Genomic DNA, 18,422 nt, shown 5'->3' with positions numbered 1-18,422 from the left:
AAACCGAACGCTATCCTTGCGCGGCTTTTTTTGGCCGCGCTGCGTGGCGCATGTCCCCGGTTTCCTTGCATTTGCAAGGCAAATGCTATTTTATGCGCGCATACGCGCGATTTTTAGAGAACCTTCTCCACATCCTCTGCAATCTGCTCTGCGGTGAGGTGATTGTCCTTCAATACCTCGTCTACGTCATAGCGGTCGAGGAACTCCTTCTTGAGACCAAAGTTCAGCACCTTAACGTCGGAGTCACCGTAGAAACGCGCGATCTTCTCTCCGAAGCCGCCGTCGAGTACGCCGTCCTCGAGGGTGATGACCACATCGTGCTCCGCCTTGAGGCTCTCGAGCAGGTCAGTATCCACGCCGGTGATATAGTACGGGTTGATAAGAGTCGGCTGTACGCCGGTCTTTTCCTTGATGAGCGCCGCCGCCTGCTCGCCGAGCGGGTAGAACGAACCCAGACCGATCACGGCAACCCGGGCACCCTTCTCCTTAACCTCGTAGGTGTTCAGCCTGCCGAAGTCTTTGGTAACAGCCTTTCCGTCCGAAACCAGTGCGCCGCCCGGCATGCGGATAACGACCGGATGCTCGTTCTGCTCAATGCTCCAGTCGAGTATTGCCAGATATTCTTCCTTGGTAGTCGGCGCCAGATAAACCAGATTGGGGATGTTCGCCAGCATCGGAATGTCGTACAGACCGAGATGCGTTACATCGTTCATGCCGTAAACCGAGCCCCACGCAACGATAATGGTAGCTGCGTTGCTGTTGATGCACAGGTCCTGCGAAATCTGGTCATAAGCGCGCTGAATGAACGTGCTGTACACGCCGTAGACCGGCTTGCCGCCGTTTGCTGCGATACCGGACGCCAGTGCAACCGCGTTCTCCTCGGCAATGCCTACGTCGATGAACTGGCTGCCGGCCTTCTTACGCATCTCCTCGGTGAAGCCAAGTACGGTCGGCGTACCCGAGGTGATCATGCACACAGACGGGTCAGCCTGCATCTTCTTCATCATAAAGTCGAGCGTAATGCTCTCATAGCACTCGCCGCTCATGTCCATCAGCGGCTCGCCGGTCTCCGGATGGAACGGCGCACAGTAGTGCCATGCCTCCTTGTGCTGCTCGGCAGGCGCGTAGCCCTTGCCCTTCTGGGTGACGATGTGCACAACAACCGGCTGCGTGCTGTCCTTTACGGTCTTAAATGCCTCGATCAGCGAAGCAATATCGTTGCCGTCGGCTACAAAGCGGTAATCCAGACCCATCGCACGGAACAGGTTGCACTCGGCCTTGCCGCCCGTCTCGCGCAGCAGGCGCAGGTTCTGATACAGACCGCCATGATTCTCCGCGATGGACATATCGTTGTCGTTGACAAGGATGATCAGGTTTCCGTCCAGCTCTGCCGCATAGTTGAGTGCTTCGAGCGCTTCGCCGCCGCTGAGCGAACCGTCGCCGATGATAGCAACCACGTTGCCGTCCTCACCCTTGAGGTCGCGGCCCTTGGCCAGACCGCAGGCCAGACTGACCGAGGTGGAGGTGTGACCGATGGTGAAATGGTCGTGCTCGCTCTCGTGCGGGTTACTGTAGCCGGAAACGTCGTCGTAGTGCTCCTCGTAGAGAAAAGCGTCTTTGCGACCGGTCAGCATCTTGTGCGGATAGGACTGGTGGGAAACATCGAATACAAACTTATCCTTCGGGGACTCGAATACATAGTGCAGTGCGATGGTTGCCTCTATCATGCCAAAATTCGGACCGAAATGGCCGCCGTGACGGCTCAGCTTGGTCAGCAGTGCATCACGTATTTCGGACGCAAGCACGGTCATCTGCTTAATGTTCAGCTTCTTCACGTCAGCGGGACCGTTGATGTTCTCGATATACATAGTTTTCCTCCTGAATATTTTTTCTAAACTCACTCTATCACTTGGAGTGTGCTCCAAGTCAAGCGGTTTTACGAAAAATTATGCAAAAATAAAAGCACCTGATACCAGGTGCCTTAAGGCAACACCGCACAATTAAAGCGGCGGTGCTTTGCGGAAATTTTGTGTCCTGACTTTGTTGCAGTTTCACGGTAATACATCAAGTATTACCGCAAAACTGTGCCTCGTCAGTACGCAAAATTTACTCGCAAATCACTCTTGTTCAATTATGCGGTATTGCCTTAATGCTCAAATAGATGCGGAAAACGTTTCTCCATTCACCGTCCAGTGCGCTTTTCCGTCCTGCACATACAGCTCGGTGCCGCCGCGTTTGCAGCCGGCGTTCAGAAAAACAGCTGTGCCGTCCGGATTCAGGCGATAGAGATTGTAGCCGAAGTCCTCGGCAGCGCGGTAACGCGCGGTGTGCCCGAACACAAAGCCAACCAACGTGCCGTCGTCCAGAGAAACATAGTTGGTAAAATCAAAGCCCGCATACGGTGTCGCGCCAAGCTCGGACTGCTTCATCAGACCGCGCTCGCGCTGATAGGCAGGGGACTCGAGATAAGCCATGCTGTTCGGATACAGCATCGCGTACGAGGGATATTTTTTGCCGGAGGGGACAGCACCTGCGCCGACCTCACCGACCTTTGTACCGCAGTTCATGCAGAATTTTGCGCCGTCCGGCAGCTGCGTGCCGCAGTTCATGCAAAACATGGTAATCGCTCCTTTACATATACTTTAGTATATCGGGAGAGAGACCGTCTGTCAAATAGCCGTCACAGGAAAACCACGAAAAGGCAAAAGAAAAACCGTCTTTTCAAAGAAAAGACGGTTTTTGGTGGCAGCCGAAGAAGGATTCGAACCCTCACAAACAGAGTCAGAGTCTGTCGTGCTACCTTTACACAATTCGGCTATTTGTTAAGTTTTGCTGTCGTTTTGATGACTCATCGCTGACGACTTGTTTAGTATATATCAGAATCCGGGATTCGTCAACCCTTTTTTCAAAAAAAATAAAAATTTTTTTCGGAAGGGGACAACCGTCGCTTTTACGGCGGCCGTCCCTCGCGTTCGAGAGCCTCCCGCAGCTTTTCGAGCGCACGCTTTTCAATGCGCGAAACATAGCTGCGCGAAATACCCAGCCGCGCGGCAATCTCACGCTGCGGCAGGGGAGATGCCAGACCGATGCCGTACCGCAGGCGGATGATCTCGCGTTCACGCGGAGAGAGACAGCCTGCCAGCGCGCGGTGCATGGCATGGTACCGGTCCTGCTCCTCAACGGCGGAAAGACCGCTGTCTTCGCAGCAGATAATATCCTGCAGGGCAAGCGCATTGCCGTCACCGTCCGACTCGAGCGTGTCCGAGAGCGAAAGCTCGCCTGCACTCTTGCGCTTCTGCCGAAAATACATCAGCAGCTCGTTCTGGATGCATTTGGAGGCGTATGTCGCCAGCCGGATATTCTTATCCGCCTTAAAGGTGTTCACGGCTTTAATTAGCCCGATCGTGCCGATGGACAGCAGATCGTCCTGCTCCGTACTTACGGCGTAATACTTTTTTACAATATGTGCTACCAGTCTGAGATTGTGCTCGATCAGCTTTTCCCGTGCCTCGGCGTCCCCGTCCTGCTGCATGCGGCGCAGCAGAACCGCCTCCTCATCGGGCGTGAGCGGCTTGGGAAACGACCCGTCCGCGCCCTGTACACGCAGCACAAAGAAGAAAAATGCGCCGCCGAGCGCAAATAAAGCAGGGAAAAGCATGGTCAGCACCTCGTTTCGATAAGATACTGCTATCTTATGCTGCGAATAGCTTAGGTAGCACAAATAAAGAGGCAGTACCGCATAATATAGCAAGAGCGATTTACGTAAAGTGCCGCAGCTGAATTATGTGGTATTGCCTCCAAAAAAGGCTTGTAATTTGACAGAATATCCAGTATAATATAGTGAGTATTTACAGCAAATTGCATAGGGAGGTGTAACCATGGTTATGGCATTGAATAAAATGCCGGCTCTGTCGGATTACGGCACGATCATCGCAAACTTTCTGCCGTTTGTAGTTCTGATCGTTGTATTCTACTTTTTCCTGATCCGTCCGCAGCGCAAGCGCGACAAACAGGAGCGTGATATGCGTAACTCCATCGAGATCGGTGATGAGATTTCCACCATCGGTGGTTTTATCGGCCGCGTAGTCAGCATCAAGGACGACGTTCTGGTCATCGAGTCTTCGAGCGACCGCACGAAGCTCAAGATTTACCGCTGGGCAATCCGCGGTAAGGAGGCTCCGGCGACCGAGACGGTCGAGGCGCCCAAGGAAGCAAAGAAGGACGCAAAGTAATAACCCCATTTCTTGCCGAATAGCATGACATATAAATAAAATTCGGCGGGAGGCTATGAAATGATGAGAAAAACCAATGAGGGTCAGTCGCCGGTCGGTATCCTTTTACCATCGGTGCTTGCCGGATTGCTCGGTACTCTGCTGCTGATGCTGCTCGGTGCGGTGCTCGTTCACCGCGGCACATTGGCAGAAGGGGCAATAGCGCCTTGTGCACTGGTGTTCCTTGCACTCGGCAGTGCGCTTGCCGCACTGGTCGCTGCAAAGCGCGCAGGCGAAAACCAGTTTTACTGGTCGCTCGGCGCAGGTTTTGCGGTTTTTCTGATCCTGCTGATCGTTGCGGTGCTGCCGCTCGGTCAATCCATTCATTTTGTACGCACGGTGATCAGCCTGCTCTGCTCGTTGATCGCCTCGGCACTGGGCGGTTACGCCGGTGCCAATATGCGGAAAAAGAAGCGTTACAGCCACATCAAAAAATAGGAGGGAAATCAAATGAAGCATATTTCTACCCTGACTTCTGCAACCCTGAAGCAGACTGCAGCACACGGCGGCTGCGGCGAGTGCCAGACTTCCTGCCAGTCCGCATGCAAGACCTCTTGCACCGTGGCAAACCAGAAGTGCGAGCACGCAAAGTAATCACGCTTAAAAGGAATATGCAAGGCGCGCCTGCGGGTGCGCCTTGTTCCTGTATATCGGAGGAAAATAAATGATTCATCGTTATCAGAAAAAAGGGCTGAATTTCGTGCTCGATGTCAACTCGGGCGCGGTACATCTGCTCGATGATATCAGCTATGCAGTGTCCGGACTGCTGGATGAAAACATGGGTGATACCTGTCCGCAGGGCATCATTGACGCCCTGCCGGACTACACCGCGGACGAGATCCGCGAGGCATATGACGAGCTGTACGAGCTGAAAAAGGCCGGTCAGCTGTTCGCGCAGGATGACTACATCGACGTAAGCCGCTACATTCCGGTGAATGCACCGGTCAAGGCTCTGTGCCTGCATGTAGCGCACGACTGCAACCTGCGCTGCAAGTACTGCTTCGCATCCACCGGCGACTTTGGCCAGGGCCGCAAGATCATGCCGCCCGAGATCGCCAAGAAGGCCATCGACTTTGTTATCGCGCGTTCCGGCGTGCGTCACAACATCGAGGTCGATTTCTTCGGCGGCGAGCCGCTCATGGCGTGGGATACCGTTACCCAGACGGTCGATTATGCCCGCAGCCTGGAGGAGAAGTATAACAAGAAGTTCCGCTTCACCATCACTACTAACGGTCTGCTGCTCGATGAGGACAAGCGCAAGTACATCAACGAGAACATGGACAACTGCGTGCTGTCGCTCGACGGCCGCCGTGAGGTCAACGACGAGTTCCGCAAGACGGTAGCCGGTACGGGCAGCTATGACACCATCGTGCCCAAGTTCAAGGCGCTGGTGGACGAGCGCGACCCGAACCTCGATTACTACGCACGCGGTACGTTCACCTCGCACAACCTCGACTTTGCCGAGGACGTTCTGAGCATCGCGGATGCAGGCTTTGACCGCCTTTCCGTCGAGCCGGTAACGGCTGACCCGGGCTGCGGATACGACTTGACCGAGGACGATCTGCCCAAAATCGAGGCTGAGTACGACCGTCTGACCGATATCATGCTCGAGCGTAAGAAGGAAGGCAAGCCGTTTACCTTCTTCCACTTCATGGTCGATCTGGATCAGGGTCCGTGCGTTGTCAAGCGTCTGCGCGGCTGCGGCGCGGGCTACGAGTATGTGGCCGTAACGCCGGACGGCGACATCTATCCCTGCCACCAGTTTGTCGGCAAGGATGAGTTCAAGCAGGGCAGCGTGCTCGACCAGTCCTTCAACATGGACATCGCGCAGAAGTTTGCCGGCATGAACATCTATTCGCGTCCGAAGTGCCAGAAGTGCTGGGCGAAGTTCTACTGCTCGGGTGGCTGCTCGGCAGCAAACTACAACATGAACCACGACATGAACGACTCCTACGACCTCGGCTGCGAGATGGAGCGTAAGCGTCTGGAATGTGCAATTTATCTAAAGGCAATGGATAAAATTTGTGCAAATCAGTCGAAGTGATGAATTGTAAAAAGAATACGTAAAATTCGTTGCGAAACGGACTGTTTGTGCGTATAATTGCTCTTGTATTTGTACTGCCCTGTGAAGGAGATGATATTATGCCGCAGAATGTACTGGTTTCCGTGCTTGGTGAAGGTGAATATCTTCAGAAGCTGATCCGCGCCATCCTGGAGAAGGAGGTCGTACCGCAGCGCAATCTGTTCCTGTCCGCGAAGAATGCGGCGGCCTGCAAGGCTGCAGAGGGCTACGACGAGGTTCGTATCTGCGAGGACGAACTTGCTGCCATGATCAAGAGCGAGATTGTGCTGCTCACCGCTTCCAAGCGTGAAATGCCGACCGAGCTTGCCAAGATTTCCAGCAGTTCGCAAAAGCGCGTGGTAGTTTCCGTGTGCGACAGCGAAAAGGTGGATCTTGCGTACCTGACTGACCGCATCGCCGCTGCAACCGAGCTGATCGCAGCCGTGCTGCACCGTGACGAGGAAGGCAAGCTGTATGCAACCTACGAGATCAACAAAAAGGCACGCCCGTTCCTGCGCCAGCCCTGCAAGGACATGGTGGACGCGATGTGCGAGATGATCAACGAGGAAGGCTAAGTCCGTCTGTTGTTCTAAAAAGATAAAACCGGGAATATGCTGTTCTATGACTTTTCCAAGGGGGAAGACGTATGAACAAACAGCATATTCTCGGTTTTTTTGACGATTTGGTGCGGACACCGGTGTTCCTGTTCCTGTGTGCGATGTTCCTGTGCGGTGCAGCGGCGGGCGGTCTGACCGGTCTGCGGGCCGGCGAAGGGGACGGCGCGGCAGTGCTTTCCGGTCTGCTGGCTGAATTGCCCGCGCATGTGGTGCAGAGCACGCTGGGCGCGCTCATCTGGGTGCTGCTGCCGCTCGTGTGCGCCTTTCTGCGCCCGAGAGAGCTGCTGCTGAGTGCGGTTGCCGCAGCACGCGGCTTCGTGCTTGCCATGACCGTCGCGGTCAGCGTGGGAGAAGGAAACGCCCTCATCATCGGAGCAGCCGGCGTACCCGCCGTGCTGAGCGTCTCCGCGCTGCTTGCCGCATGCTCTATGGTCTGGCAGGGCGGTGAAGCCACCGGACGGTATTCGCTTCGAACGTGCAGGATGCCGTATTTCCTGTGTATTACGCTCGCCGTGCTGAGCGCCCTCCTGAGGGCCGCGATAGCGGCACTGTGCGATGTGTAAGTTTATACAAAATGCACAAATGCACAGCGGAGGCGATGCGGAATTGAGAATTGAAAATGGAGAATGGAAAATGACGCTATCCTTGCGCGAGTTCCATCCGCGCTGCGCATGAGACGGTTACATTTGCCATTTATTCATTATCAATGGTGCCAATCGGATAGACGGCGGGGTGAGGGCACCCCGCCCTACGGTATAGGTTAAATCTGTTTCGTAGGGCGGGCTGCCCTCAGCCCGCCGTTTTCCAAACCATTTGCACATACCTTACTGTAGGGTGGCTGATAGTTCACAATTACGTCAATTTTCCATTCTCCATTATCCATTCTCAATTATTTAACCCGAAAAATCCCATATCCATTGACGCAATCTTACGATTGCGCCTTTTTTGTTGCAAGCTCGACAATTTTATGCTAATATTTAGTTAGATTAACGAACTAACGGAGGGACAGCGCGAACATGGAAGACGCAGAGCAGCTCAATTCCTTTCTGGTCGATGTGTTCGGCCGGATCAACAAAATCGAAGAACGCGCCATGGCGGGCGGACTGGGCAGCGCGGTTTCCATCACCGAAATCCATATCATCGAGAAGATCGGTGACAGGGAACCTGTGCGTATGAGCGAGGTTGCCAGGTCAATCGGCGTAACACTGGCTACGCTGACGGTTGCGTGCGACAAGCTGGTCGCCAAGGGACTGGTGCGCCGTGTGCGCAGCCAGGAGGACCGCCGCGTTGTTAATATCATGCTCACCGACAAGGGCAGGGCCGCCTACGAGTACCACAAGGACTTTCACGAGCGTATGATCGCGTCTTTGGTGGACACGCTCTCGCCCGAGCAGACTGCGCTTCTGGCGCAGAGCTTAGAGAAACTGCAGGACTTCTTCCGCCACGAGGAAGCAGCCGTGGAGGGAGAAACCAATGGATAACCTGATATTCTGTCTGAATGCCACCGTGCCGATTTTTGCGATCATCGTGCTTGGCCGCTGGTTGCGCAGCAAAAACTTTTTCACCAAGCAGACGCTGACCGACATTGACCGTCTGTCGTTCAAGGTGCTGCTGCCGATCCTGCTGTTCCGCGATATCGCACAGGGGCGCATCACCGAGCAGTTCGACCCCGTGTTTTTCTTTTTCTGTGCGGGTGCGACAACGGTGTATTTTTTTGCCGTCTGGATCGGCGCGTCCCTCTTTCTTAAAGATAAGAGTATGGTGGGCGCGTTTACACAGGGCGCTTTCCGCGGCTCGCAGGCGATACTGGGTGTGGCCTTTGTGCAGAATCTGTACGGCAATGCCGGTCTTGTGCCGCTGATGATCGTGGCAAGCGTGCCGCTTTACAACATCTTTTCGGTGCTGGTGCTGACTGTCACCGCGCCGGACGCACAGCAGGCGGACCACCGCGGCTTGGTCGGCAAAACGCTGCGCGGCATCATCACCAACCCGATCATACTGGGTATTTTCGCGGGTCTGCCGTTCTCGCTCCTGGCAATCGACTTTCCGCCGATGCTGGACAAGGGTCTGTCCATGCTGGGCAACTGCGCAACGCCTATGGCGCTGCTGAGCATCGGCGCGGGCTTTGAGGGTGCAAAGGCCATCAAAAAGCTCGGCCCGACCTGTGCAGCCGTGTTTATCAAGCTGGTGCTGCTGAGTGCTATCTTTCTGCCGATGGGCGTGGCGCTCGGCTTCCGCGAGCAGACACTGGTGGCTATCGTCATCCTGTGCGGTGCGCCGAGCACAGCCTCCGGTTATGTTATGGCGAAAAATATGGGCGGCGATCATGTTTTGTCATCGTCGATCATTGTGCTCAGCACGGCGCTGAGTGCGGTTACGCTGACATTGACGCTGTTCATTCTGCGTTCGATGGCGCTTATTTAACGTAAGTTTTTCGCCTTCGAGGCGAGGGGAACGCCTACCCGGCGGGGGCACAAGAGGGATGGACACCAAGGTTTCCACCCCTCTTGTGAATCTCCCCGTTTCCGCTTAGCACGGCGGCTATCAGAGAACTGAGACTATGGGGGAACGGCCGTACTGTTCATCTTCCGTAGGGGCGGCCAATGGCCGCCCATTTCTCAACCGCAGATGCTCAAGCTGTTTTCTGACTGCTACACAGATCGGCGACTCTACGCTGGGTGCGGCACAAGGTGAATTGCCCGAAGGGCAAGAGAGAGTCCCCTGGGGGATAACAGTGCCGCACGAATCGTTAGTCTGGAGATTGTAGACAGCACCTGCGAATATAGACACTTGGTAACATTTATCTTCGTAGGTGCCGTCTGTGATAACACGCTAACGAATTGCGCGACACGGGTATGTCGCGCCTGTTGGAAGTAGCCGGTCTGTGTAGCAGTAGACTATCCGGGAACTGCAAATATTTTACGAAACAAACGCAAGAGTAACCCGACTGTCGTACCCCTATTTTCGCAGCGGTCGCCGGTCTCTGGTCTGCGCTAGACTATGACAGGAAACGGGTGATTCACAAGAGGGTAGAAACCTTGGTGTCTACCCTCTTGTGCGCCCGCGCGGCGTCAGCGCAGATTTCGTTCGCTTCGCAAGCGATAACTCATAAAATCAGCACAGATTTTGCAAAAGACGCAAGGAAAGGAGCCTCCGGCCATGCTGACTTACCATCTCAAACCGCACGACCAACAGCCGCTCTACGAGCAGCTCTACCACGCTGTCCGCGCGGACATCATGTCCGGCGCCTTGCCCGGCGGCACGCGCCTGCCGAGCAAACGCCAGCTGGCGGCCAATCTGCGCGTCAGCCAGATCACCGTGGAAACCGCTTACGGTCAGCTTGCCGCCGAAGGCTACATCGCCTCTGCGCCAAGGCGCGGCTACTTTGTGCAGGAGCAGCTTGCCGTGCCGGTCTCCGAGCCGCAGGAGCCATTTGCACCGCCTTTGCCGCCAATTTCCGCCTCCGAGGAGACCTATCCTTACGATTTTCGCACGGATTTTGTCGATAACGGCTGCTTTCCGTTCTCCACATGGGCGCGGCTGTCGCGCAGTGTGCTGAGCGAATACTCGAGTGCGCTGCTCCGTGCGACCGACCCATGCGGCGCGGCGGAACTTCGAGAGGAGATCGTGCGCTACCTGCACGACTTCCGCGGCATCAATGTCTCGCCGGACAACATCCTCATCGGCGCAGGTTCGGAGTATCTGATGCACCTTGTCATTCAGCTGCTCGGCCGCGACCGCGTGTACGCGCTCGAGAACCCCGGCTACCGCAAGCTGTATCAGATTTTCGCAGTGAACGGTGTGACCGTGCGTCCGACACCGCTGGACAAGCACGGTCTGCGTGCTGACGCGCTGGCCGCGAGTGACGCATCGGTGGTATACCTTACGCCGTCGCACCATTTCCCGCTGGGCACGGTTATGACGGCTGCCCGCCGACTGGAAATCCTTCGCTGGGCGTCGGAAGCGCCCGACCGCTACATCATCGAGGATGATTACGACAGCGAATTCCGCTACGCCTCCCGCCCGATTCCGGCGTTAGGCGAGCTGGATCGGACAGGCCGTGTCGTGTACGTCAACACCTTTGCGAAAAGCCTTGCCCCCGGATTGCGCATCGGCTATCTGGTGCTGCCGAATGCGTTGATGGCGCGCTATCGTGAACGGTTTTCGCGGTACTCATCTACCGTGCCGAGCTTTGACCAGTACACGCTGGCGGCCTTCATGCACACCGGCGGCTTCGAGCGGCACATCAGTCGCAGCCGCAAGGTCTATCAGGCACGCCGCGACGCGCTCATGGCCGCACTTGACCGCGAGTTGGCCGACCTGCCGCATGAGGTCTCGCGCTCGGAAGCCGGTCTGCACCTGCTGCTGCACATGCGCAACGGCATGCTCGAGCACGAACTTATTGAGCGCGCAAAGGCGTCCGGTGTGCGCGTTTACCCGCTTTCGGCGTACTATACGCCGCCGGTCAAGCCGCCGCGAGCAACGCTTGTGCTCGGCTATGCCGGTCTGACCGAACAGCAGATCGGCGAGGCGGCAAAGCTGCTCAAGCAAGCCTGGACAAAATAAATGCAACCCGAAGTGCAATAAATTTCTGCGCAAATTTGTAGCACTTCGGGTTTTTATTTCGTATTATCGGTGAAAGGAGGATGGAGCATGACCACAAAAACACCCGAACAACTCGTCAGCGTCTACGGCGACATGGTATACCGATTGGCGTATGCGCAGACGCGCAGCCGTCACGATGCGGACGATATTTTTCAGGAGGTCTTTCTCCAGACCGTGCGTAAACGACCGGTTTTCGACAGTGTGGAGCACGAAAAGGCATGGCTGCTGCGGGTGACGCTCAACTGCCTGAAAAGCCACTGGCGCATGGCATGGCGGCGGCACGACACACCGCTCGATGACCGCATTCCGTTTCCCGAGCCGGAGGACAGCGCACTGGATGAAGCCCTGCGACGGCTGACACCTAAGTACCGCGCGGCAGTGCATTTATTCTACTACGAGGGTTACACCGCAGAGGAGATTGCGCGCATGAGCGGGGAAAAACCGTCCGCGATACGTACACGGCTGACACGCGCACGGACACAGCTGCGCGAATTGATGAAAGGAGAGCTGGACGATGGATTTTCACAAGCAGTACCGCGGCATGAATGAGAATATCACGCCGAGCGACGCACTGGTGCAGCAGACGATCGCCAAAATGGAGAGCGGCAGGCCGCACAGAGCGCGAAAACCGCTCAAGATTATCCTTACGGTTGCGGCGGCTTTGGCCTGCGTGAGCACCGCCGTAGCCGCCAATCAGGAGGCGGTTCTGCGGGTGCTGTACCAAATCGCGCCCGGCATGGCAGAGTACCTGCAGCCGGTCGGGCAGGTCTGCGAGGACCGGGGCGTTAAGCTGGAGGTCGTTTCGGCGGACGTGGAAGGCAGCACGGCAAAGGTGTATTTGTCGCTGACCGACACCACAGGCAGCCTGTTCGGCGATGCCGCACCGGATTTGTATGACAGTTGGTCGCTTGATTACGCCGGTTTTGGTCGTGGAGCACGTTCCTATGGCTGCTCAACGCTCGATTACGACCCGAATACGCATACCGCAACCTATTTTCTGCAGATTGATGATTTGAATGGCAAACATATTCCGGCAGGTGCATTCCGGTTTTCGTTCAATCAGCTTCTCGTCGGCAGAGAAAAGCAGGAAGGTATTCCGGTAACGGCGGATTTGTCTGCTGTGCCGAAAAATGCACCGACCGAGAACCATGCAATCAACGGTTACGGTACAATGAATCCGGATGCGTTGGGTGACATGGATTCGTATGATTTTCTTGTTCCGCAGGGCACTTTGTGGCAAAGCGAAAACGGTATATGCGCACTGATTGCCGCAGGCTGGCGGAATGGAGAACTACATTTGCACTATCGCACAGATGGTTCGCTGTCATTGGGTAATCACGCAGATTTTTCTACGTTGCACCTTGCGGACGGCACGGAATTGATGTGCGATTACACGGTAACCTACAAGGATTTTGACAACGACACCGACTACACCGAGTACGTTTTCCCGATGGCATACGAGGATGTTGCCGGCTGTACACTTACCGGTGATCTCTACACCGCAAGCAACCGGATGGACGGCAGATGGGCAGTTTCCTTCCGGCTGACGCAGTAACGCAAAAATGAGGACATATCCGGCAGATATGTCCTCATTTTTTATCCGTTTTATCCTTTTTCTTCACCGAATGCGCGAACACGACCGACTGATCACCGAATTTCTGCCGCAGTGCGTCAACCGTCTGGTCGAGCTTATGCTGGCGGTCGCGCTTCTGGATATCCCCGGCGGCGTCAAACAGCGAAAGCTGCTCGCACGACTGATTTTCCGGCAGCAGATTGGCAGCCGTGACCGAGAGCAGGCGCACCGGCTTGTCCATCGGCCAGTGCCCGAGCAGCAGCTGCATGGACAGGTCGATGAGCGCACGCGTAGAATTGGTGGGCCGCTCGAGTGTCACCTGCCGCGAGCGGTTGTGAAATTCCGGGTCGCGGATGCCGAGCTGCACGGTCTGGCACACCATGCCGCGCTTTCGCAAACGTCTGCCGACATTGTCGCACAGCGCCGTGATGCCCATGCGGCATTCGTCCGCGCCGAGCAGATTGTGCGCGAACGTCATGCTGTTGCCGACCGATTTGACCTCTCGTTCCGCGTAAAACGAGCGCACAGGCTCATCGTCCTCGCCTCTGGCGTAACGCAGCAGAAGATCGCCGTTTTTGCCCAGAATGCTGTGGATAAACGCCGGATCGCAGGCGGCAAGCTCGCCGATCGTGCGTACGCCCAGTCGGTTCAGCCGGTCGCTGGCGCGTTTGCCGACATACAGGAGCGTGTTCGCGGGCAAGGACCACACGCGCTGCTTGAAATTTTCGCGCGAAAAGACCGTCGTGCCATCCGGCTTTTTGTAATCGCTGCCGAGCTTGGCGAACGCGCGGTTGAACGATACGCCGACCGAAATGGTCAGCCCGACCTCCTCGCGCATGCGGCGGCGCAGCTCGTCCGCGATATGCTCGCCGGAGCCGAACAGGTGCATCGAGCCGGTGACATCGAGGAAGGATTCGTCAATGCCGAACGGATCGACAAGATCGGTGTACTGCAGGTACAGTTCGTTGCACTTGCGCGAAAACTTCACATATTCGCTCCGATGCGGTGCTACCAGCCGTAAATCCGGGCATTTTCGTTTCGCCTGCCAGATGGTCTCGGCGGTTTGTACGCCGAAGGCTTTGGCCTTCTCGTTCTTGGCGAGAATGATGCCGTGGCGGCTCTCCGGATCACCGCAGACGGCGGTCGGTCCGTCGGCGAGCGACGGGTCGAGCAGCGTTTCCACACTCGCGAAAAACGAGTTGCAGTCGCAGTGCAGAATGGTTCGGTCCATCGGTCATCATCTCCTTTCGAACGAATGTTTGCATTGTATAACTGCATTATATCCGAAAAAAATGTGCTTGACAAGTGGGAGAATGAGGTGCATACTGTATTTGCAAGCAAGGGTGCCGTGATGAGCGGCTGAGAGGGCGAGAGCCTAACCTTTTGAACCTGTTGGTTAGCACCATCGTAGGGAAGCTGTCGCATACACTTGAAATTTTAATGCTCCGGTTTTACCGAATGGTGAGACCGGAGCATTTTTTTCTTGCGGAAAAGAGGATATTTGCATGAAAGTAAACGGTAACGAACGCGCTGTTCCCGCAGAAGGAACCGTACTGTCACTGCTGAAGGAGCTGGGGCACGACCCGCAGCGTGTGGCTGTCGAGAAGAACGGCACCATCATTCCGCGCGCGCAGTTCGCGGAAGAGAAGCTGACCGATGCAGACCATCTGGAAGTCGTATGCTTTGTGGGCGGCGGCTGATATTCTTCGATTGAAACTACAGTTTCAATCGAGAGGGGACATACTGCATAAAACGCGGATATGTCCCAAAGAAATTTGCGCATCGCAAGCGGCACACAAATTTCTTACTGGTATGAAAACCGAGATACATGCTCCCGGTTTTCATAGAAATTGCAATGCAATTTCCGATTAAATGCACGCTGTGCGTGATTACAGGAGAATTCCCATGATTTTAACCAAAGAACAACTGCATGACGCACTGGTGGAACGCCACGGCACGGATATTCAGGCTAAGCTGGACAAGGCGTGTGTTGGCATTGCGGGTCTGGGCGGGCTTGGCTCCAACCTTGCGATTTTTCTGGCGCGGCTGGGTGTCGGTCATCTCATCCTCGTGGATTTCGATGTGGTGGACATCACCAACCTCAACCGACAGCATTACACGATGAAGGACCTCGGCATCCCGAAAACGCTCGCGCTGGTCGAGCAGCTTGAGGCCATCAATCCCTATCTCACCTACGAGACCTACACCGAGCGGGTCGTTCCGTCCAACGTGGAGCGGCTGTTCTCCGGCTGTGATGTGGTCGTAGAGGCGTTCGACAAGCCGGATCAGAAGGCTATGCTGCTCGAGAATCTGCTTACCAGACTGCCGGAAAAGCCGGTCGTATCGGGCAGCGGCATGGCAGGCTACGGCTCGGCGAACCTGATCAAGACCGAAAAACGCTTCGGCCATGTGTACCTCTGCGGCGACGGTACAAGCGATGTAGCCGACGGTCTCGGCCTGATGGCGCCGCGCGTAGCGGTCTGCTCGGCACATGAAGGCACGATGGTGCTGCGCCTGCTCATTGGCGAAACGGAGCCGTAAATAGAAAACGGAGAACAGAAGCCGCAGCTTTCATTCTCCACTCTCTATTTATTCTTTCGGCTGATCGGAACCGCAGTGTGCACACTTGACAGCCTTGATCGGAATCTCGCTGCAGCAGAACGGGCAGACCTTGGTGGTCGGCTCTGTGGGTGCTTCCGGCTTTTTGCCGAGCGCAGTCAGCTTATTGACCGTTTTGAGCAGGCAGAACAGCACGAACGCCATGATCAAAAAGTTGATGATCGAGGTGATGAATGCACCGTAGCGCAGCTCCACACCGCCGATATTCAGCACGAAACCGCTTAAATCGGTGCCGCCGAACAGGCCGAGAATCGGGTTAATGAGGTTATCGGTCAGTGAAGTCACAATGCTGGTGAACGCACCGCCGATGATAACACCGATCGCCATGTCCATCACGTTGCCGCGCAGCGCGAAGGCTTTGAATTCTTCGATAAACTTTTTCACTTTTACGTTCCCCTTTCTTATTTATACTATCAGTTTATACGTTTCCCTTAAATGGGTCAAGAAAAAGGAGTTTTTCACATGAAAGATACGCTTGTAATCGGCGGACACGAGTTCCAGTCCCGCTTTATCCTTGGTTCCGGCAAGTATTCGCTCGACCTGATCAACGCTGCTGTGCAGAATGCAGGCGCACAGATTATCACGCTGGCGCTGCGCCGAGCAAATGAGGGCGGCACGGCTAACATCCTCGACTATATTCCGGAGGGCGTAACGCTGCTGCCGAACACCTCGGGTGCCCGCAATGCCGACGAGGCAGTTCGCATTGCGCGTCTGTCGCGTGCGTGCGGCTGCGGCGATTTCGTCAAGATCGAAATCATGCGCGACAGCAAGTACCTGCTGCCGGACAATCAGGAGACCATCCGCGCGACCGAGATTCTCGCAAACGAAGGCTTTGTTGTCATGCCGTATATGTATCCCGATCTGAACGTTGCGCGTGATCTGGTCAACGCGGGCGCGGCCTCCATCATGCCGCTGGCGGCTCCCATCGGTACGAACAAGGGTCTTGCTACCCGCGAGTTCATCAAGATTTTGATTGATGAAATTGATCTGCCGATCATCGTGGACGCAGGCATCGGCCGTCCGTCGCAGGCTTGCGAGGCGATGGAGATGGGCGCGGCAGCTATCATGGCCAACACCGCGATTGCCACCGCAGGCGATATTCCGGCGATGGCTGAGGCGTTCAAGCAGGCGATTGAGGCAGGCCGTACGGCGTACCTTGCCGGTCTGGGCCGCGTCCGTGAGACGGCGTCGGCATCCTCTCCGCTGACCGGTTTCCTGCAGGATTAAAGTTCTCGATTAAATGTGCGCTTTGCGCGAAAACAGAAAGGTATTTGTCATGGAAAACGAAAAAACGGAGATCATCTCCGCAAAATATATCACTGAACAAACCAATCACATGGAGTACCAGCCGGGTATGGACAACATCGGCTCCGAGGTGCAGGACGAGGTCATTTCCCGCATGAACGCCTATGATGCGGATGCCTATATGGCGGCTGACGTACTGCGTGCGCTTCGCAAGGACGTTCTCTCGCCGGAGGACTTCGGCGCACTGCTGTCTCCCGCGGCGCTGCCGTTCCTTGAGCAGATGGCGCAGCGCGCACAGGCCGAAACGCGCAAGCATTTCGGCAACTCGGTGCAGATGTTCACGCCGCTGTATATCGCCAATTACTGCGAAAATTACTGCATTTACTGCGGTTTCAACTGTCATAACAAGATTCGCCGTGCCAAGCTGGATATGGACGAGGTCGAGCAGGAGCTGAAGGCCATCGCGGAGACCGGTCTGCAGGAAATCCTCATTCTGACCGGTGAGAGCCGTGCCATGTCGCCGGTATCCTACATCGGCGAGGCCGTTAAGCTGGCGCGCAAGTATTTCCGTGTCATCGGCATCGAGATTTATCCGCTCAACGTGGATGAGTACGCTTATCTGCATGAGTGCGGTGTGGACTACGTTACCGTATTTCAGGAGACCTATGACGACCAGAAGTACAAAACCCTGCACCTCGGCGGTCACAAGCGCATTTTCCCGTACCGCCTGAACGCACAGGAGCGTGCACTGATGGGCGGCATGCGCGGTGTCGGCTTTGCGGCGCTGCTCGGTCTGTCCGACTTCCGAAAGGACGCGTTTGCGACCGGTCTGCACGCGTACCTGCTGCAGCGCAAGTATCCGCATGCAGAGATCGCTTTCTCGTGTCCACGCCTGCGCCCGATCATCAATAACGATAAAATCAATCCGAAGGACGTGCACGAGCCGCAGCTGCTGCAGGTGGTCTGTGCCTACCGCATCTTCATGCCGTTCGCGTCCATCACTATCTCGACCCGCGAGCGAGCGGGCTTCCGCGATAATATCATCGGCATCGCCGCCACCAAGATTTCCGCAGGCGTAGACGTCGGTATCGGCGGTCACTCCGGCGAGGATAAGGGCGATGAGCAGTTCGAGATCTCGGACGGCCGCTCGGTCGATGAGGTATATCAGGCGATCTGCGATCACGGTTTACAGCCGGTTATGGCAGATTACTTATACGTTTAATACATTTCTGCTGTATTTTGCCGAAGGCAAAACAAGCAGAACAGGCGCACTGCAGTGTGCCGCATAAAATTCCCTAAGAAAGTCAGGGCGTGTACCTGACTTTCTTACCACTGCCCGCGCCGCCGCGGCGCGGCCTCGTTTGTTGTGCAAACGAGAGGGGGATATCCGGACAAGTTTCCATGGAAACTTGTTCGGTATCTAAGGGGGA

20 protein-coding genes, 1 tRNA gene and 1 riboswitch are annotated in these 18,422 nt (G+C 55.8%); of the genes, 15 read left to right on the top strand and 6 right to left on the bottom strand.

Translation table 11 applies throughout. The annotated features are described in order from the left end of the window. Window positions 1-113 precede the first annotated feature (113 nt). From C7386_RS01780 to sigK, 4 genes are all read right to left on the bottom strand, one after another. On the bottom strand, window positions 114-1,868 hold the full coding sequence (locus C7386_RS01780) for a 1-deoxy-D-xylulose-5-phosphate synthase (protein ID WP_116704721.1): 1,755 nt from the start codon (window positions 1,866-1,868) through the stop codon (window positions 114-116). A gap of 285 nt (window positions 1,869-2,153) precedes the next feature. Beyond that, window positions 2,154-2,618 (bottom strand): zinc ribbon domain-containing protein, encoded by a 465-nt coding sequence (locus tag C7386_RS13595; protein WP_202188915.1) that lies wholly within the window; start codon window positions 2,616-2,618, stop codon window positions 2,154-2,156. Window positions 2,619-2,743: 125 nt separating this feature from the next. After that, window positions 2,744-2,817: transfer RNA gene (locus C7386_RS01770), tRNA-Gln, on the bottom strand. A 133-nt stretch (window positions 2,818-2,950) separates the two neighbouring features. Beyond that, on the bottom strand, window positions 2,951-3,658 hold the full coding sequence (gene sigK, locus C7386_RS01765) for an RNA polymerase sporulation sigma factor SigK (protein WP_110435350.1): 708 nt from the start codon (window positions 3,656-3,658) through the stop codon (window positions 2,951-2,953). A gap of 220 nt (window positions 3,659-3,878) precedes the next feature. On the opposite strand from sigK, the gene yajC reads away from it, so the two are divergent. The 11 genes from yajC (at window position 3,879) to C7386_RS01710 (ending at window position 13,110) form a co-directional block, all read left to right on the top strand. Continuing rightward, window positions 3,879-4,232 carry a preprotein translocase subunit YajC gene (yajC, locus tag C7386_RS01760; protein WP_318261164.1) on the top strand — a complete coding sequence of 118 codons (354 nt, stop codon included), beginning with the start codon at window positions 3,879-3,881 and terminating at the stop codon, window positions 4,230-4,232. Window positions 4,233-4,292: 60 nt separating this feature from the next. After that, on the top strand, window positions 4,293-4,709 hold the full coding sequence (locus C7386_RS01755) for a TIGR04086 family membrane protein (RefSeq protein WP_110435349.1): 417 nt from the start codon (window positions 4,293-4,295) through the stop codon (window positions 4,707-4,709). A gap of 12 nt (window positions 4,710-4,721) precedes the next feature. After that, a complete protein-coding gene (gene scfA, locus C7386_RS01750; RefSeq protein WP_110435348.1) occupies window positions 4,722-4,865 on the top strand; it encodes a six-cysteine ranthipeptide SCIFF in 144 nt (47 codons plus the stop codon). 70 nt (window positions 4,866-4,935) lie between these two features. Next, entirely contained in the window at window positions 4,936-6,315 is a 1,380-nt protein-coding gene (scfB, locus tag C7386_RS01745) for a thioether cross-link-forming SCIFF peptide maturase (RefSeq protein ID WP_110435347.1), read from the top strand. 98 nt (window positions 6,316-6,413) lie between these two features. Continuing rightward, window positions 6,414-6,908, top strand: coding sequence for an NAD(P)-binding domain-containing protein (locus C7386_RS01740; RefSeq protein WP_110435346.1), 495 nt, complete (start codon window positions 6,414-6,416; stop codon window positions 6,906-6,908). A gap of 71 nt (window positions 6,909-6,979) precedes the next feature. Then, the gene (locus tag C7386_RS01735; RefSeq protein WP_110435345.1) at window positions 6,980-7,513 is read left to right on the top strand and encodes a hypothetical protein; all 534 of its coding nucleotides are present in this window, start codon (window positions 6,980-6,982) and stop codon (window positions 7,511-7,513) included. Window positions 7,514-7,966: 453 nt separating this feature from the next. Then, window positions 7,967-8,431, top strand: coding sequence for a MarR family winged helix-turn-helix transcriptional regulator (locus C7386_RS01730; RefSeq protein WP_110435344.1), 465 nt, complete (start codon window positions 7,967-7,969; stop codon window positions 8,429-8,431). Then, window positions 8,424-9,374 carry an AEC family transporter gene (locus C7386_RS01725; protein ID WP_110435343.1) on the top strand — a complete coding sequence of 317 codons (951 nt, stop codon included), beginning with the start codon at window positions 8,424-8,426 and terminating at the stop codon, window positions 9,372-9,374. The genes C7386_RS01730 and C7386_RS01725 overlap by 8 nt, the downstream gene beginning before the upstream one ends. A gap of 735 nt (window positions 9,375-10,109) precedes the next feature. Then, a complete protein-coding gene (pdxR, locus tag C7386_RS01720) occupies window positions 10,110-11,516 on the top strand; it encodes a MocR-like pyridoxine biosynthesis transcription factor PdxR (RefSeq protein WP_116704720.1) in 1,407 nt (468 codons plus the stop codon). Window positions 11,517-11,603: 87 nt separating this feature from the next. Beyond that, a complete protein-coding gene (locus C7386_RS01715; RefSeq protein ID WP_116704719.1) occupies window positions 11,604-12,104 on the top strand; it encodes an RNA polymerase sigma factor in 501 nt (166 codons plus the stop codon). Beyond that, entirely contained in the window at window positions 12,070-13,110 is a 1,041-nt protein-coding gene (locus tag C7386_RS01710) for a hypothetical protein (RefSeq protein WP_116704718.1), read from the top strand. Before C7386_RS01715 ends, C7386_RS01710 begins: the two co-directional genes overlap by 35 nt. Before the next feature lie 34 nt (window positions 13,111-13,144). On the opposite strand, the gene dinB is transcribed toward C7386_RS01710, so the two are convergent. After that, a complete protein-coding gene (gene dinB, locus C7386_RS01705) occupies window positions 13,145-14,359 on the bottom strand; it encodes a DNA polymerase IV (RefSeq protein WP_116704717.1) in 1,215 nt (404 codons plus the stop codon). Between the two features lie 98 nt (window positions 14,360-14,457). Further along, window positions 14,458-14,560, top strand: a riboswitch (TPP riboswitch). Between the two features lie 73 nt (window positions 14,561-14,633). Here dinB and thiS point away from each other — a divergent pair. Then, the gene (gene thiS / locus C7386_RS01700) at window positions 14,634-14,828 is read left to right on the top strand and encodes a sulfur carrier protein ThiS (protein WP_192924392.1); all 195 of its coding nucleotides are present in this window, start codon (window positions 14,634-14,636) and stop codon (window positions 14,826-14,828) included. A 205-nt stretch (window positions 14,829-15,033) separates the two neighbouring features. After that, on the top strand, window positions 15,034-15,669 hold the full coding sequence (gene thiF / locus C7386_RS01695; protein ID WP_116704715.1) for a sulfur carrier protein ThiS adenylyltransferase ThiF: 636 nt from the start codon (window positions 15,034-15,036) through the stop codon (window positions 15,667-15,669). Window positions 15,670-15,717: 48 nt separating this feature from the next. Here the strand turns inward: thiF and mscL are convergent, their stop codons facing one another. Further along, entirely contained in the window at window positions 15,718-16,131 is a 414-nt protein-coding gene (gene mscL, locus C7386_RS01690) for a large conductance mechanosensitive channel protein MscL (RefSeq protein WP_116704714.1), read from the bottom strand. 78 nt (window positions 16,132-16,209) lie between these two features. On the opposite strand from mscL, the gene C7386_RS01685 reads away from it, so the two are divergent. After that, window positions 16,210-16,974 carry a thiazole synthase gene (locus tag C7386_RS01685; protein WP_116704713.1) on the top strand — a complete coding sequence of 255 codons (765 nt, stop codon included), beginning with the start codon at window positions 16,210-16,212 and terminating at the stop codon, window positions 16,972-16,974. Between the two features lie 49 nt (window positions 16,975-17,023). After that, window positions 17,024-18,214 (top strand): 2-iminoacetate synthase ThiH, encoded by a 1,191-nt coding sequence (gene thiH / locus C7386_RS01680; RefSeq protein WP_437124088.1) that lies wholly within the window; start codon window positions 17,024-17,026, stop codon window positions 18,212-18,214. Window positions 18,215-18,422 lie beyond the last annotated feature (208 nt).

This window comes from Agathobaculum butyriciproducens (assembly GCA_003096535.1).
In the GTDB taxonomy this organism is placed as follows: domain Bacteria; phylum Bacillota; class Clostridia; order Oscillospirales; family Butyricicoccaceae; genus Agathobaculum; species Agathobaculum butyriciproducens.
This window is presented reverse-complemented; position numbering and strand designations above follow the sequence as displayed.

Coding starts and splice junctions, on each gene's coding strand:
- C7386_RS01780 (WP_116704721.1), bottom strand. CDS start 1,868: ATGTATATCGAGAACATCAACGGTCCCGCTGACGTGAAGAAGCTGAAC.
- C7386_RS13595 (WP_202188915.1), bottom strand. CDS start 2,618: ATGTTTTGCATGAACTGCGGCACGCAGCTGCCGGACGGCGCAAAATTC.
- sigK (WP_110435350.1), bottom strand. CDS start 3,658: ATGCTTTTCCCTGCTTTATTTGCGCTCGGCGGCGCATTTTTCTTCTTT.
- yajC (WP_318261164.1), top strand. CDS start 3,879: ATGGTTATGGCATTGAATAAAATGCCGGCTCTGTCGGATTACGGCACG.
- C7386_RS01755 (WP_110435349.1), top strand. CDS start 4,293: ATGATGAGAAAAACCAATGAGGGTCAGTCGCCGGTCGGTATCCTTTTA.
- scfA (WP_110435348.1), top strand. CDS start 4,722: ATGAAGCATATTTCTACCCTGACTTCTGCAACCCTGAAGCAGACTGCA.
- scfB (WP_110435347.1), top strand. CDS start 4,936: ATGATTCATCGTTATCAGAAAAAAGGGCTGAATTTCGTGCTCGATGTC.
- C7386_RS01740 (WP_110435346.1), top strand. CDS start 6,414: ATGCCGCAGAATGTACTGGTTTCCGTGCTTGGTGAAGGTGAATATCTT.
- C7386_RS01735 (WP_110435345.1), top strand. CDS start 6,980: ATGAACAAACAGCATATTCTCGGTTTTTTTGACGATTTGGTGCGGACA.
- C7386_RS01730 (WP_110435344.1), top strand. CDS start 7,967: ATGGAAGACGCAGAGCAGCTCAATTCCTTTCTGGTCGATGTGTTCGGC.
- C7386_RS01725 (WP_110435343.1), top strand. CDS start 8,424: ATGGATAACCTGATATTCTGTCTGAATGCCACCGTGCCGATTTTTGCG.
- pdxR (WP_116704720.1), top strand. CDS start 10,110: ATGCTGACTTACCATCTCAAACCGCACGACCAACAGCCGCTCTACGAG.
- C7386_RS01715 (WP_116704719.1), top strand. CDS start 11,604: ATGACCACAAAAACACCCGAACAACTCGTCAGCGTCTACGGCGACATG.
- C7386_RS01710 (WP_116704718.1), top strand. CDS start 12,070: ATGGATTTTCACAAGCAGTACCGCGGCATGAATGAGAATATCACGCCG.
- dinB (WP_116704717.1), bottom strand. CDS start 14,359: ATGGACCGAACCATTCTGCACTGCGACTGCAACTCGTTTTTCGCGAGT.
- thiS (WP_192924392.1), top strand. CDS start 14,634: ATGAAAGTAAACGGTAACGAACGCGCTGTTCCCGCAGAAGGAACCGTA.
- thiF (WP_116704715.1), top strand. CDS start 15,034: ATGATTTTAACCAAAGAACAACTGCATGACGCACTGGTGGAACGCCAC.
- C7386_RS01685 (WP_116704713.1), top strand. CDS start 16,210: ATGAAAGATACGCTTGTAATCGGCGGACACGAGTTCCAGTCCCGCTTT.
- thiH (WP_437124088.1), top strand. CDS start 17,024: ATGGAAAACGAAAAAACGGAGATCATCTCCGCAAAATATATCACTGAA.